The organism is Lentzea sp. NPDC051208, assembly GCF_040682435.1.
Classification (GTDB): Bacteria; Actinomycetota; Actinomycetes; order Mycobacteriales; family Pseudonocardiaceae; genus Lentzea; species Lentzea kristufekii.
This window is the reverse complement of the sequence record NZ_JBFBAW010000016.1, coordinates 144,359-158,399: the sequence shown is the minus strand read 5'-3', so window position 1 is coordinate 158,399 and position 14,041 is coordinate 144,359. Positions and strand designations below refer to the sequence as shown.

Sequence of the window (14,041 nt, the reverse complement as noted above, 5' to 3'; positions counted from 1 at the left end):
GACGTTTTGAAGCCCCGGCCGGGATGTTCCGGCCGGGGCTTCGGCGTTTCCGTGCGCTGGTCAGAGCTGGCCGTTGGCCTCACGCCACGCGCGTTCCTTCTGGATCCACTCGTTGTCCTGCGGGAACTCGTCGATGGACGGCACCCGGCGGATCTCGGTCTTGAACCCGGCGCCCGTCATCGGCATGCGCTTGGCCCACTCGACAGCCTCTTCCTTCGAGGAGACGTTGAGCAGGTAGAAGCCGTTGAACAGCTCCTTGGTCTCGCCGTACGGGCCGTCCGTGACGACCGGCGGTTCGGCGGAGTAGTCGACGACGACGCCCTCGGACGCCTCGGAGAGGCCTTCCGCGGCCAGCAGGACACCGGCGCGGATCAGTTCCTCGTTGAACGCGCCGACCGTCTCCAGCATCTTGTCGAAGTCGAAGTCGCCCATGTTCGCGTAGGCCTCGTCGGTGGCACGCATGATCAGCATGTACTTCACGGTGTGTCTCCCTGCTCGTGTTCCGCGTTCTGACATCCCGAGGTCGAACGGGCCCCGCACTGGATCGACATCACACCCGAAGAATTTCCGAACTTTCTGTTTTCGCAGGTAGGGTCGGCTCAGTCGTGCGTGGGGGAAGACCGGTCGAAGTCCGGCGCTGACCCGCAACGGTAGGCCTCCTCGTGAGGACGAGCCCGAACACCCGCACACGGCCGGCCTGTGTCTCCGATTCCGCCGTGGACTGCGGGAAGGACCAAGTGATCTCCAAGATCAGCGTGCTCGTCGGCGTGCTCGCCGTCAGCCTCGTCGCTGGTGTCGCGCTCGGCCCCGTCTCCGTTCCGTTCGGCCTCACGCTCGAACTGCTGTGGGCGGCGCTGACCGGCGGCACGATCCCCGCCGACCTCGCCGGGCAGTACCACATCGTCTGGAACATCCGGCTTCCCCGCGTCCTGCTGGCCGCGGTCGTGGGCGCGGGTCTGAGCACGGTCGGCGTGGCGATCCAGGCGATGGTCCGCAACGCGCTCGCCGACCCGTACGTGCTCGGCATCTCGTCGGGCGCGAGCGTGGGCGCGACGGCCGTGGCGACGCTCGGCGTCCTGTCCGGTCTCGGCGTCTACGCGCTGTCGGTGGGGGCGTTCCTGACCGGTCTCGGCGCCACCGCACTGGTCTACATCACCGCACGCACGAGCCGAGGGCTCACACCGTTGCGGCTGGTGCTGACCGGAACGGCGCTGGCGTACGGGTTCTCCGCCGTGGCGATGCTGCTGGTGTTCCAGGCACCGCGCGGTGAGGCGGCGCGGGCCGCGATGTTCTGGTTGCTCGGCAGCCTCGGCGGCGCGAACTGGCAGTCGCTGCCCGTCGCCGCCGTGGTGACCGCGGCCGGCATCGTCTACCTGTCGACCAAGGCGCGCCAGCTCAACGCGATGGCGATGGGCGATGAGACCGCGACCACGCTCGGCGTGGCGGTGAACCGGTTCCGCACGCACCTGTTCATCGTCACCGCGGCCATGACCGGCGTGCTGGTGGCGGTCAGCGGGGCCGTCGGGTTCGTAGGGCTGATGCTGCCGCACCTGACGCGCATGGTCGTGGGCGCCGATCACCGCAAGGTGCTCGCTCTCGCACCGTTGGCCGGAGCCTCGTTCCTGGTCTGGGTCGACGTGGCCGCGCGGATGCTCGCGGCGCCCGAGGAACTGCCGCTCGGCGTCATCACGGCCGCACTCGGTGTGCCGTGCTTCATCTTTTTAATGCGCCGCAGGTCCTACGTCTTCGGAGGCCGCTGATGCGGGTCGAGCTCACCGGCGTCACCGTCCGGGACATCGTCTCCGGCATCACGCTGCACGCCTCCGGCGAGGTCGTCGGCATCGTCGGCCCCAACGGCAGCGGCAAGTCCACGACGTTGCGCTGCGTGTACCGGTCGTTGAAGCCGGACGCGGGCACCGTCCTGCTCGACGGAGAGAACGTCCACAAGCGACACGGCGTCGCCCGTGACCTCGCCGCGCTCACGCAGGAGTCGCAGGTCGAGTTCGACTTCACGGTCGCCGAGGTCGTGGAGATGGGCCGCCTGCCGCACGACCGCGATCCCGCCCGCGACGCACGGGTCGTGTCCGAAGCGCTGGCAACGGTGAACGTCTCGCATCTCGCCTCACGGAGCTTCCTCAGCCTCTCCGGCGGCGAACGCCAGCGCGTGCTCATCGCCCGCGCGCTCGCCCAGGAACCGCGCGTCCTCGTGCTGGACGAGCCGACGAACCACCTCGACATCCGCCACCAGCTCGACGTTCTGGGTCTCGCACGCGGGCTGGGCGTCACCGTGCTCGCGGTCCTGCACGACCTGAACCTCGCCGCGTCCTACTGCGACCGCCTGTACGTCCTCGACGAGGGCCGGGTGGTCGCGTCCGGCACACCGGCCGAAGTGCTGGTGCCCGAACTGATCGCCAAGGTCTTCCACGTCACCGCACACGTGGTCGCCCACCCCACAACGGGAGTTCCACAGCTCCTGTTCGACCAGGAGGTCACCCCTTGAGAACCGTCGTCTGCGCCGTGCTGCTGCTGGTCTCCGGCTGCGGTGCCACGGTCGCCCAGGACACCTCCGCGTCCGACCCGGTGACGATCACGAACTGCGGGCAGCAGGTCACGTTCGACAAGGTCCCGTCCAGAGTCGTCACGAACGACACCGGCATCACCGAGCTGATGTTCGCGCTGGGGCTGAAGGACCGCATGGCGGGCTACGTCGTGTCCGGCACCGACACCGTCGACGTCCGCACCTCCCCTTGGAAGGCCGACTTCGAGAGCGTGAAGCACCTGTCCGACAAGGTCTCCAAGGAGGTCGTGCAGGGCGCGAACGCGGACCTGGTCTTCGCCGGCTGGAACTACGGGTTCAGCGAGAGCACCGGCTTCACCCCGGACGCGTTGAAGGCGCTGGGGATCGGGACCTACCAGCTCACCGAGGCCTGCCGCAACGGCGTCGGGCAGCAGCGGGGGATCATGCCCGCGTTGGACGCGCTGTACACGGACCTGCGCAACCTCGGGAAGATCTTCCGCGTCGAGGCCGAGGCCGAGGAGCTCGTGAAGACCTACCAGGAGCAGATCGCTGGTGCCGAGCGGTTGATGGCCGGGAAGCCGAGGCCGAAGGTGTTCCTCTACGACAGCGGGCAGGACCAGCCGTTCACGTCCGGCAGAAACGCGGCGCCGCAGGACATCATCTCGAAGGCCGGTGGCGACAACATCTTCGGCGATCTGAACGACAGCTGGACCACGGTCAACTGGGAGACCGTGGTGCAGCGTGATCCCGAGGTCGTGCTCATCGTGGACTACGCGGACGGACAGGCGAACACTCCGGAGCAGAAGCAGGCCTTCCTGGAGGGGTACGCGCCTTTGTCCCACTCGCCCGCGGTCAAGGGGAAGCGGTTCTTCTCTTTGCCGTACGCGGCGTTGGTCGAGTCGCCGCGCAACGCGGCTTCGATCGAGGCGTTCGCGAAGTTCCTGGCCGGAGTCTGAGTCGCTGGGCGGGTGGTCGCGTTCCAGAGGGGCCGGCCACCTGCCGTGCGGGCCACCGCCTCACCGAGGTGGCGTCACAGGCGTGAACCCGTGACCAGATAGTGGGAGATTTCCTCCCGCCGCTTGGTACGCCGTGCCGAGCTGTGGCAGCATCCGGGACATGGCTCAGCACACCGCCATCATTATCGACGAGCGCGTCGGGTAGTTGCCGCCCCTGGCACCCGACGCGCAGACCTCTCGCATCCCGCGGGGGGTCTTTTTGTTTGCCCGGAAGAGGAGATGACCCCGATGGCCGGCCCGACCGACGCATTCCACGTCTACGACACGACGCTGCGCGATGGCGCACAACGTGAGGGCATTTCGTACTCCGTCACGGACAAGCTCGCGGTCGCGCGGCTGCTGGACGGGCTCGGCGTCGGGTTCATCGAGGGCGGCTGGCCCGGCGCCATGCCCAAGGACACGGAGTTCTTCGCCCGGGCGGCGGCCGGTGATCTGGAGTTGAAGCACGCCAAGCTGGTCGCGTTCGGGGCGACGCGCAAGGCCGGGGTCAAGGTGGAGGAAGACCCGCAGGTCAAGGCACTCCTCGACTCGCAGGCGCCGGTGGTGACGCTGGTGGCCAAGTCGGACCTCCGGCACATCGAACGGGCGCTGCGCACGGACTCCGGAGAGAACCTGAAGATGGTGCGCGACACCGTCCGGTTCCTGAAGGACCACGGAAGGCGCGTTTTTCTCGACGCCGAGCACTTCTTCGACGGGTACGCCTTCTCGCCGGACACGAGTCTGCGCGTGCTGGAGTCCGCTGTGGAGGGTGGTGCGGACGTCGTCGTGCTGTGCGACACGAACGGCGGGCAGTTGCCGCTGGGGCTCGCGGAGACGGTCGCGGAGGTCGTCGAGAAGACCGGTTTCCGAGTGGGAATCCACTGCCAGGACGACACGTCCTGCGCGGTGGCGAACACCCTCGCGGCCGTTCAGGCGGGCGCGACGCACGTTCAGTGCACCGCCAATGGTTATGGCGAGCGAGCAGGAAACGCGGACCTGTTCGCCGTCGTGGGAAACCTCGTGACCAAGCTCGGCATGGAGGTGCTCCCGATCGGGGCACTGGCCGAGCTCACCCGTGTCTCCCATGCGTTGGCCGAGATCGCGAACATCGCACCCGACACCCACCAGGCCTATGTCGGGTCGTCAGCATTCGCTCACAAGGCGGGTCTGCACGCGAGCGCGATCAAGGTGGATCCGGAGCTGTACAACCACATCGATCCGGACACCGTCGGCAACGACATGCGGGTGCTGGTCACCGAGATGGCCGGTCGGGCGAGCATCGAACTCAAGGGACGTGAGTTCGGGCTCGACCTGGCCGGCCGGGGGACCGAGGTCGGCAGCGCGTTGAAACGCGTCAAGGAACTGGAGGCGAAGGGCTGGTCGTTCGAGGCCGCCGACGCCTCGATGGAGCTCCTGCTGCGCGCCGAGCTGTCCGAACTGGACACTCCTCCGTTCACGCTGGAGTCCTACCGGGTCGTGCTCGACCACCGGTCGGACGGCGAGATCGTGTCCGAGGCCACGGTCAAGGTGCACGTGGCGGGGGAGCGGGTCATCGCCACCGCCGAGGGCATCGGGCCCGTGCACGCCCTGGACGCGGCGCTGCGCAAGGCGTTGTTGCCGCACCTGTCCTGGTTGGACGCAGTGGAACTGGCCGACTACAAGGTGCGCATCCTCACCGAGCACCCCGGCACGGACGCCGTGACGCGCGTGCTGGTGGAGTCCACGGACGGCGAGCGCGAGTGGACGACGGTCGGAGTGCACGGGAACATCGTGGAGGCGAGTTGGCTGGCGCTCTGCGACGCGCTGGTGCACAAATCCATGCGAAGTGGCTGACCTCGTAAACTGGCTCCGTGCGCATCGCCCGAATTGCTCATCCCGCAGGCGTGGCCTTCGTCGCCGTCCAAGGCGACGAGGCCGCGGAAATCGCCGAACACCCCTTCGGCACGCCCACGTTCACCGGCCGGAAGTGGCCGCTGGCGGACGTGAGGCTGCTCGCCCCCATCCTGCCCACCAAGATCATTGGTGTGGGCCGGAACTACGCCGACCACGCGAAGGAGCTCGGCAACGAGGTTCCCGCGGAGCCGTTGCTGTTCTTCAAGCCCAACACCTCGGTGGTCGGCCCGAACGTCGAGATCAAGTTGCCGGCCGTGTCCGAGCGCGTCGACTTCGAGGGCGAGCTGGCCGTCATCATCGGCCAGCCGTGCCGCGACGTGCCGAAGGCCAAGGCCGCCGGTGTGATCATGGGCTACACGATCGCCAACGACGTCACGGCTCGCGACCTGCAGAAGAAGGACGTGCAGTTCACGCGTGCCAAGGGTTTTGACACGTTCTGCCCGTTGGGTCCGTTCATCGAGACCGACTTCGACCCCTCCGACGTCCGCGTCGTCACCGAGGTCGACGGGGAAGTCAAACAAGACGGACGTACTTCCTTGATGGTGCACGACATCCCGTCACTCGTGGAGTACGTCTCCGGCATCATGACGCTGCTGCCGGGCGACCTCATCCTCACCGGCACTCCGGCCGGTGTCGGGCCGATCAGGGCCGGACAGACGGTCTCCGTGACTGTGGACGGCCTCGGCACGCTCACCAATCCGGTCGCAAATAGGTAGCCGTACGGAGCAATCCGGCGTCCGGCAGGTTACGCATCGCGGTACCCGCGAGTAACTTCCCGGTGTCATGACGGACCAGGCGTCCACCCGAGTGTTGCTGGTCGACGGATCGCAGCTCATCACCGAAGGGCTGCGGCTCTCGCTGCACCGCACGCACTGCTTCCGCGTTGTGGGCATCGCCCACACCGTGGCCGAGGCTGCGCGCAGCCTGCGCGGCACACTGGTGGACCTGGTCGTCACGGACTTCGACGTACCGGGCGCCGGACCGCTGCGCACCGCGCGGGACACCGCGCAGTACCGGCCGGGCGCCCGCGTCGTCGTTCTGTCCGATGCGGACAGTCCGAGCTGGGCCCGCGCGGCGCTCGACGCCGGCGCGGTGGCCTACCTGCTGAAGACCTCGCCCGTGGCCGAGCTGTTGCCGCTGATCGCGGCCGCGGTGCGGGGTGCTCCCGCCACGATCGACGCGCGGGTGGGATCGCTCGCGCGCCTACCGGCGCGGATGCCGCCTCCCGCGTCGCTCGGCCGGCTGTCGGCGCGGGAGTTCGACGTGCTGGCCGAGATGGCGAAGGGCATGGACAACGCCCGCATCGCCCAGCGGCTCTTCATCAGCAACGACACCGTGAAGACCCACGTGAAGGCGATCCTGCGCAAGCTCGGCGCCCGTGACCGCGCCCACGCCGTGGCGATGGTGCTCGGCGAGAGCTCCGAGGCGTTCGTCACGACCTGACGATCGTCTGCGGATCCCTCCTCGCGAAGTCGGGCGCGTGCTCGGGGCGTGGGCCGATCGCGACCACGTAGGCCGGGACCACCTGGAGGAACGGCAGCTTCTGCACGATCTTGAGCGGCAACGGCACGCCCGTGCGGGAGACCGTCGCGGTGCTGTTGAGCTTGCGGCCGAGGAACAGCCGGTGGATCACCCGCTGCAGGGTCTGGAGCACCGCGGTCGGGAAGAGCCTGCGCCCGCGCACCTTCGCGAGCGTCGCGCTCGTGACCCGGCCCTCCCGCAACGGCTTGGCGAGCAGTGTCGCCGCCGCCACCGCGTCCTGCACGGCCAGGTTGATGCCCACGCCACCGACCGGTGACATCGCGTGCGCCGCGTCACCGATGCACAGCAGTCCGTCGACGTGCCACTGGCGCAGCCGGTCCAGCTTCACGTCCAGCAGCTTCACCTCGTCGAGGTCGGTGATGTGGTTTACCCGGTCCGCGAGCCACGGGACGAGCGTGACGACGCGTTCGCGGAACTTCTCGACACCCTCGGCGCGCAGCGTCTGGTCCGTTCCCTTGCGGATCAGGAAGGCGCACTGGAAGTACTCGCCGCGTGGGATGAGGACGAGCGCGCTGCCGGCGCTGAACCTTCCGGCGCCACCCTTGATGGCGTCGCTTTCGTTGCGCGGCAAGCGGAACCACCACACGTCCATCGGCGCGCCGAAGCTGTAGACCGGGAGTTCCACGGCCGCGCGCAGGATCGAGCTCCGTCCATCGGCCGCGACGACGAGGTCGGCGGCGTACTCGCCCTCGTGCCCGTCGACGCGGTCCCGGTACTGCACGCCCGTGACCTTGTTGCCGCTCTTGGTGATCGCGGTGACCTCGGTGTTCATCCGCAGCGTGAACGTCGGTTCGAGCCTGCCCGCGTCCGCCAGCAGGTCCAGGAAGTCCCACTGCGGCACCATCGCGATGCGCTTGTTCGGGCCCGGCAGCCGGGACAGGTCGGCGATCGTGGCCTTGGCGCCACCGTCGAGCAGCGCCTCCATCCTGTCGACGTCCTGGTGCGGCACCTGCTCGAACGCGGGACCGAGCCCCAGCTCGTCCAGCAGCGTGAGCGTCGACGCGTGCACCGTGTCGCCGCGGAAGTCGCGCAGGAAGTCACCGTGCTTCTCGAGCACCGTGACCTCGACACCACCGCGGGCCAGGAGCAGTCCCAGCACCATTCCGGCAGGCCCGCCGCCGACGACGAGGCAGGTTGTCCTCTCCATGTCGATCCCCTCTTTTCAACCTGTGTTGAATAAAACCAGCATGCTCGCAGTCGCGGCGTGCGTCAAGCCGGGTTCCGAGTGGCCTGGCTCTCGTCGGTCAATCCACTGTGGACTGTCTGGTGGACCAGGCCTCGAAAAGGTTGCGACTGGTGCGAAATGTCGTGGTCCGAGCTATGGTGTCGCGCTCCCGGAACGGCAGGCGCGAACGGGGAGCGTTGTGTTGCCGAACAACACTCGACCGGGCGATTGCATTCGGCGCTCGGAGGAGTGTCACTGGTTCGTTCGGGGCCTCAAGGTCTGCTTGATCGTGCAAGGACCTGTAGGAATCACCTCGTTAGCCGAATCGGACGAGGCCCCCACGCACCTAACCTTCCGGGGTGACAACTGCGTCCCCGACTTTCACGCGTAAGAGAACCGGCGAGATCCGCGCTGTGTGCCTGGACGTCGACGACACACTTGTCGACTACAGCGCTTCTTCGCGAGCCGCGTTGGCCTCGATGGTCGGTAACGCCGACGCCTGGTCGTTGTGGCAGAGGATCACCGACGACCACGTGTCCCGCCAGCTCGCTGGTGAACTCCAGTACGAGCAGATGCGCAACATCCGCACGCAGGCCTTCTTCGCCGCTCTTGGCGAGGAGCTGACGCTGGAGGAAGCGACCCGCCGCGAACTCGGCCGCCAGGAGGTCCTCTCCGCCGGCTGGTGCCTGTTCCCGGACGCCATCCCGATGCTCGACTGGCTCCGCGCGACAGGCCTCCCTATCGCCGCGATCAGCAACGCCTCGGGCCGCCACCAGCGCGTGAAGATCGCCCAGCTCGGCCTGGCCGAGTACTTCGACGCCGTCCTGATCGCCGGTGAGGTGGGGTGCGCCAAGCCGGACCGCGTGATCTTCCACACCGCGTGCCTGGCACTGGGCGTCCCGCCCGGCGACACCGTCCACGTGGGAGACCGCCTGCACGCCGACGCCATCGGCGCACGGGACGCCGGAATGCACGGCGTCTGGATCAACCGCATCGGCCCGTCCGGCGGCACACTGCCCGCGGGCCTGTCGTCCATCACGACCCTCGCGGAACTGCCGGAGCTCCTCGTGTGCGAGCTCTCCACCGCCAGCGCCTGAGTTCACCTTCGAGACCGGCCCTCACCTGCGCGGATGCGTTCAGGTGGGGGCCGATTTCACTTCTGCCGGGGGCGTGGTCTAGTATTTCTCTCGGCAGCAACGAGGACCTCGGAACTCCCGCGGGACAACGAAGTCGATCGTCAAAGCCAATGGGGTATGGTGTAATTGGCAGCACGACTGATTCTGGTTCAGTTAGTCTAGGTTCGAGTCCTGGTACCCCAGCTGCGAAGGAAGAACTACCCTCGGGTACGCTTCCGGAGCTGCTGAAAATGTAAGACCCAAAGCAAGACCCAGCAGTAAGAAGAACTGAATAGCCGGATTTGGACCGGACAGAATGATCTGATAAGGTTCAAACCAGCAAGAAGTTCTAGGGCCCCGTCGTCTAGCGGCCTAGGACGCCGCCCTCTCAAGGCGGTAGCGAGGGTTCGAATCCCTTCGGGGCTACAGAGGTGTCAGAGGCCTGTCTGCGGAGTGCGCAGACAGGCCTCTTTCGCATGTGTCCTCCGGGGGCCGAGCCCCCAGACCCCCAGCCGGCGGGCTCCGCCCCCGGACCCCCGGCGTGAGTGTTGGCCATGACCGTTTGGTGAGCGCTTCGCTTCGCTCGCGAATGGGTTGGGGGCCTCGCTTCGCTCGTCCTGTGAGTGCGTGACGGTGATCACCCAATTGCTGTCGTGTGCATTCTTCGTTGGCACTGCGGGCCTTTATTCGCTGACACCAAGCAATCTCGTGTCCCGCGCAACATAGCCATCTAGTCATGAGCTGCCGTATTCGTGGGCGCCTCGCTCCGCCAGCTGCGTCTCTCCGGCCTTCCCTCCTTGTCGTGGCGGCCTCTTCGTGTGCGTTGGGCCGTTTGGGCCTGTGCCTGTTGAGGTGGCCGTTGCCGCGTGTCGTATGGGATCGGCGGCGTGTCGTGGGTGGAAGTGCGAAGGCCGCCCTCCACTGGGGGAGGGCGGCCTGGGGTGTGCGTTGGTGCTTTAGAGGCGGCTTTGCAGGGCCTCGGCTGCTGCTAGTAGGTCTGCTGCCCAGCGGGCCCCTGGGCGGCGGCCCATGCGGTCGATGGGGCCTGAGACCGAGACTGCTGCCACTACGGCGCCTGCTGAGTCTCGTACCGGGGCTGAGACTGAGGCGACGCCTGGTTCTCGTTCTGCCACGCTTTGCGCCCAGCCTCGGCGGCGGACTTCCAGGAGGGTGCGTTCGCCGTAGACGGCGTCCGCCAGGACGGCGCGTTGGGTGCCCGGGTCCGACCACGCTGCCAGGACCTTGGCGCCTGAGCCCGCTGTCATCGGGAGCCTGGCACCGATCGGGACTGTGTCTCGCAAGCCCGATGGGGGCTCTGCCGAGGAGACGCAGACTCGTTGCATACCGTCGCGGCGGTAGAGCTGGACGCTCTCGCCTGTGATGTCGCGCAGGCGAGGCAGTACTGAGGAAGCGGCGTCCAGCAACGGGTCCGTTGCGCCGCCTGCCAGTTCGGCCAAAGCCGCGCCTGGGCGCCAGCGGCCGTCGGAGCCTCGGCGCAGCAACCGGTGCACCTCGAGGCCTACGGCCAGGCGGTGTGCGGTCGCTCGCGGGAGGCCGGTGCGGTTGCACAACTCGGCCAGGCCACAAGGATCTTTTGCTACGGCGTTCAACACGGCCACTGCCTTGTCCAGCACGCCGATCCCGCTATGCTGTCCCACAAGCCGATACTAACTTCCCAGACAGTGAGAAGTCCAGATCTGTCGGCGCGTCCATGATGTGGGAGATGTCGCGATGAGCCGCACGCTCGCGGAGAAGGTGTGGGAGGCACACGTTGTGCGCCACGGAAGTGGTGCGGAGCCGGACCTGCTTTACATCGACCTCCACCTGCTGCACGAAGTCACCAGTCCCCAGGCGTTCGACGGGCTTCGCCTTGCCAACCGCAAGCTGCGCAGGGCCGATCTCACGATCGCCACCGAGGATCACAACGTTCCGACCGTCGACATCGACAAGCCGATCGCGGATCTCGTGTCGCGCACGCAGGTGGAGACGCTCCGGCGCAACTGCGCGGAGTTCGGGGTGCGGCTGCACCCGATGGGCGACTTCGAGCAGGGCATCGTCCACGTGGTCGGCCCGCAGCTCGGCCTCACGCAGCCGGGCATGACGGTGGTGTGCGGCGACAGTCACACGAGCACCCACGGTGCGTTCGGTGCGCTCGCGTTCGGCATCGGCACGTCCGAGGTGGAGCACGTGATGGCGACGCAGACGTTGCCGCTGCGTCCGTTCAAGACGATGGCCATCAACGTCAACGGCGCGCTCGGCGAGGGCGTCACGGCGAAGGACATCATCCTCGCCGTCATCGCGAAGATCGGAACCGGTGGCGGACAGGGCTATGTGCTCGAGTACCGCGGCGACGCCATCGAAGCGCTGTCGATGGAAGCGCGCATGACGGTCTGCAACATGTCGATCGAGGCTGGTGCCCGCGCCGGCATGATCGCACCGGACGACACGACTTTCGACTACATCAAGGGTCGCCCGCACGCGCCGTCCGGCGCGGACTGGGACGCGGCCGTCGAATACTGGAAGACGCTGCGCACCGACGACGACGCGACTTTCGACGCGGAAGTGACCATCGACGCGGCGGAGCTCACCCCGTTCGTCACGTGGGGCACGAACCCCGGCCAGGGCCTGCCCCTGAGCGCGAACATCCCCGATCCCGAGAAGATCGTGGACGAGAACGAGCGCGTGGCCGCCGAGAAGGCGCTGACGTACATGGGCCTCGAGCCCGGTACGCCGCTGCGCGACATCCGCGTGGACACGGTGTTCCTCGGCTCCTGCACCAACGGGCGCATCGAGGACCTGCGTGCCGCGGCGGACGTCATCAAGGGGAAGCACGTCGCTTCAGGAGTACGGATGCTGGTCGTCCCCGGTTCGATGCGGGTGCGCAAGCAGGCCGAGGACGAGGGTCTGGACAAGGTGTTCCTCGACGCGGGCGCCGAGTGGCGGCAGGCCGGCTGCTCGATGTGCCTTGGCATGAACCCGGATCAGCTCGCGCCCGGCGAACGCAGCGCCTCGACCTCCAACCGCAACTTCGAGGGCAGGCAGGGCAAGGGCGGCCGGACGCACCTCGTCTCCCCGCTCGTCGCCGCCGCCACGGCCGTGCGCGGCACCCTGTCGGCCCCCGCAGACCTGGAGAACTGACCATGGATGCCTTCACCACCCACACGGGCGTCGGTGTGCCGCTGCGCAGGTCCAACGTGGACACCGACCAGATCATCCCGGCCGTCTACCTCAAGCGCGTGACCCGCACCGGGTTCGAGGACGGGCTCTTCGCCGCCTGGCGCGGTGACGAGAACTTCATCCTCAACCAGGAGCCCTTCAAGGCGGGCAGCGTCCTCGTCGCGGGTCCCGACTTCGGCACCGGGTCCTCTCGGGAACACGCCGTCTGGGCGCTGATGGACTACGGCTTCCGCGTCGTCGTCTCGTCCCGGTTCGCGGACATCTTCCGGGGCAACTCCGGCAAGCAGGGTCTCGTGGCGGCGCAGTGCAGCCAGTCCGATGTCGAGCTGCTGTGGAAGTTGCTGGAGTCCGAACCCGGCACGCCGGTCACGGTGGACCTCACCGACAAGACCGTTCGCGCCAAGGACTTGGTAGCCCCGTTCGAGATCGACGACTACACCCGCTGGCGCCTTCTCGAAGGCCTCGACGACATCGCTTTGACGCTGCGCCACGAGCCCGAGATCAGCGCATTCGAGGGCAATCGCCAGACTTGGCTGCCCACAACGGATCCGCTTCCGGCGGTCTGAGAGGGGGCCGGATTCCCCCTTCTCCAGGGGTGAATCCGGCACCTCCTGTCCCTCGAAGGGGCGCAATTAGCCACGCCACAACGAAAAATCTGGCGTGGCGATTGGTATTTCTCGCGTTTTGGGCCTACCGTTGCGTTCTAGTCGGCCCGTCTCTTAGGGCCGTGAGCGTCCTGGGAGGGACTGACGGTGAATAAGGCCCAGCTCATCGAGGCGCTCGCCGAGCGCCTTGGAGACAAGAAGACCGCCGGTGCTGCTGTTGACGGCCTCGTGGACGTGATCGTCCGCAGCGTCAACAAGGGCGAGAAGGTCAACATCACGGGCTTCGGCGTCTTCGAGAAGCGCGCCCGTGCGGCTCGCACCGCGCGCAACCCGCGCACGGGCGAGACCGTGAAGGTCAAGAAGACCAACGTGCCCGCGTTCCGCCCCGGCTCGACGTTCAAGGACGTCATCAGCGGTGCGAAGAAGCTGCCGAAGGCCGTTGCTGCCAAGGCCGCCGCGAAGCCCGCCGCCGCTGCTGCCGCGAAGCCCGCGGCTGCCAAGGCTCCGGCGACCAAGGCCGCGACGACCCGCGCGACGACCACGACGCGTACCCGCACGGCCGCGGCCGCCACCAAGGCGCCCGCGACCCGTCGCACCACCACGGCCGCGGCGAAGCCCGCTGCTGCTGCCAAGGCGCCCGCGAAGGCGACCGCCACGAAGACGGCCGCCGCCACCAAGACGGCCGCTGCCAAGGCTCCGGCCAAGCGCGCCACGGCCGCTGCCAAGCCGGCTGCTGCCAAGACGACCGCCGCTGCCAAGCCCGCCGCGAAGACCGCGGCTGCGAAGCCGGCTGCTCGCAAGACGGCTGCCAAGAAGAAGTGAGACGGGCCTCCCAAGGGAGGCTGCGTCACTTCAGCAACAACGCGGAAGGCCCCGGCGTGCGCACGCCGGGGCCTTCGTGTTTTTTGGCCGCTGCTCCGCAGACGGCGGCGAGTTCGCCGGGAAGCTGGCCGTCCGCCCACCGCTTCGCCGTGATTGGGCTTCGCCGAATCACGACGAAGAGGCGAACGGACGACCAGCGCGAACTCGCG

At 67.7% G+C, this 14,041-nt stretch carries 14 protein-coding genes, 2 tRNA genes and 1 riboswitch; of the genes, 12 read left to right on the top strand and 4 right to left on the bottom strand.

Translation table 11 applies throughout. From position 1 onward, the window contains the following. Positions 1-60: 60 nt before the first annotated feature. Positions 61-480 carry a YciI family protein gene (locus AB0M48_RS33610; protein ID WP_363849565.1) on the bottom strand — a complete coding sequence of 140 codons (420 nt, stop codon included), beginning with the start codon at positions 478-480 and terminating at the stop codon, positions 61-63. Positions 481-561: 81 nt separating this feature from the next. Beyond that, positions 562-705: riboswitch (cobalamin riboswitch) on the top strand. A gap of 32 nt (positions 706-737) precedes the next feature. Between AB0M48_RS33610 and AB0M48_RS33605 the strand changes: the two genes are divergently transcribed. The 6 genes from AB0M48_RS33605 (at position 738) to AB0M48_RS33580 (ending at position 6,849) form a co-directional block, all read left to right on the top strand. Then, a complete protein-coding gene (locus AB0M48_RS33605) occupies positions 738-1,760 on the top strand; it encodes an iron ABC transporter permease (RefSeq protein WP_363849563.1) in 1,023 nt (340 codons plus the stop codon). Beyond that, positions 1,760-2,500, top strand: a complete 741-nt coding sequence (locus AB0M48_RS33600) for an ABC transporter ATP-binding protein (protein ID WP_363849562.1) — start codon at positions 1,760-1,762, stop codon at positions 2,498-2,500. Before AB0M48_RS33605 ends, AB0M48_RS33600 begins: the two co-directional genes overlap by 1 nt. Further along, positions 2,497-3,474, top strand: a complete 978-nt coding sequence (locus AB0M48_RS33595; RefSeq protein ID WP_363849560.1) for an ABC transporter substrate-binding protein — start codon at positions 2,497-2,499, stop codon at positions 3,472-3,474. The genes AB0M48_RS33600 and AB0M48_RS33595 overlap by 4 nt, the downstream gene beginning before the upstream one ends. A gap of 288 nt (positions 3,475-3,762) precedes the next feature. Then, entirely contained in the window at positions 3,763-5,346 is a 1,584-nt protein-coding gene (gene cimA / locus AB0M48_RS33590) for a citramalate synthase (RefSeq protein WP_363849558.1), read from the top strand. A 17-nt stretch (positions 5,347-5,363) separates the two neighbouring features. Further along, positions 5,364-6,122, top strand: a complete 759-nt coding sequence (locus tag AB0M48_RS33585; RefSeq protein ID WP_363849556.1) for a fumarylacetoacetate hydrolase family protein — start codon at positions 5,364-5,366, stop codon at positions 6,120-6,122. A gap of 67 nt (positions 6,123-6,189) precedes the next feature. After that, positions 6,190-6,849, top strand: coding sequence for a response regulator transcription factor (locus AB0M48_RS33580; protein ID WP_363849554.1), 660 nt, complete (start codon positions 6,190-6,192; stop codon positions 6,847-6,849). On the opposite strand, the gene AB0M48_RS33575 is transcribed toward AB0M48_RS33580, so the two are convergent. After that, positions 6,839-8,095, bottom strand: coding sequence for an FAD-dependent oxidoreductase (locus AB0M48_RS33575; protein WP_363849553.1), 1,257 nt, complete (start codon positions 8,093-8,095; stop codon positions 6,839-6,841). The two genes, AB0M48_RS33580 and AB0M48_RS33575, sit on opposite strands and share 11 nt — an antisense overlap. Positions 8,096-8,472: 377 nt before the next feature. Here AB0M48_RS33575 and AB0M48_RS33570 point away from each other — a divergent pair, with 377 nt between their 5' ends. From AB0M48_RS33570 to AB0M48_RS33560, 3 genes are all read left to right on the top strand, one after another. Further along, positions 8,473-9,210: an HAD family hydrolase gene (locus AB0M48_RS33570; RefSeq protein ID WP_363849551.1), complete on the top strand. Its 738-nt coding sequence runs from the start codon at positions 8,473-8,475 to the stop codon at positions 9,208-9,210. Between the two features lie 150 nt (positions 9,211-9,360). Next, positions 9,361-9,432, top strand: a tRNA-Gln gene (locus AB0M48_RS33565). A 149-nt stretch (positions 9,433-9,581) separates the two neighbouring features. After that, a tRNA-Glu gene (locus AB0M48_RS33560) sits at positions 9,582-9,654 on the top strand. 530 nt (positions 9,655-10,184) lie between these two features. Here the strand turns inward: AB0M48_RS33560 and AB0M48_RS33555 are convergent. Continuing rightward, positions 10,185-10,886 carry an IclR family transcriptional regulator gene (locus AB0M48_RS33555; RefSeq protein ID WP_176929766.1) on the bottom strand — a complete coding sequence of 234 codons (702 nt, stop codon included), beginning with the start codon at positions 10,884-10,886 and terminating at the stop codon, positions 10,185-10,187. A 73-nt stretch (positions 10,887-10,959) separates the two neighbouring features. On the opposite strand from AB0M48_RS33555, the gene leuC reads away from it, so the two are divergent. The 3 genes from leuC (at position 10,960) to AB0M48_RS33540 (ending at position 13,832) form a co-directional block, all read left to right on the top strand. Beyond that, positions 10,960-12,366 (top strand): 3-isopropylmalate dehydratase large subunit, encoded by a 1,407-nt coding sequence (gene leuC / locus AB0M48_RS33550; RefSeq protein WP_363849549.1) that lies wholly within the window; start codon positions 10,960-10,962, stop codon positions 12,364-12,366. A gap of 2 nt (positions 12,367-12,368) precedes the next feature. After that, the gene (leuD, locus tag AB0M48_RS33545) at positions 12,369-12,971 is read left to right on the top strand and encodes a 3-isopropylmalate dehydratase small subunit (RefSeq protein WP_266042235.1); all 603 of its coding nucleotides are present in this window, start codon (positions 12,369-12,371) and stop codon (positions 12,969-12,971) included. Positions 12,972-13,157: 186 nt separating this feature from the next. Continuing rightward, on the top strand, positions 13,158-13,832 hold the full coding sequence (locus AB0M48_RS33540) for an HU family DNA-binding protein (RefSeq protein ID WP_363849547.1): 675 nt from the start codon (positions 13,158-13,160) through the stop codon (positions 13,830-13,832). Positions 13,833-13,857: 25 nt separating this feature from the next. Here the strand turns inward: AB0M48_RS33540 and AB0M48_RS33535 are convergent, their stop codons facing one another. After that, positions 13,858-14,004, bottom strand: a complete 147-nt coding sequence (locus AB0M48_RS33535) for a hypothetical protein (RefSeq protein WP_363849545.1) — start codon at positions 14,002-14,004, stop codon at positions 13,858-13,860. Positions 14,005-14,041: the final 37 nt, after the last annotated feature.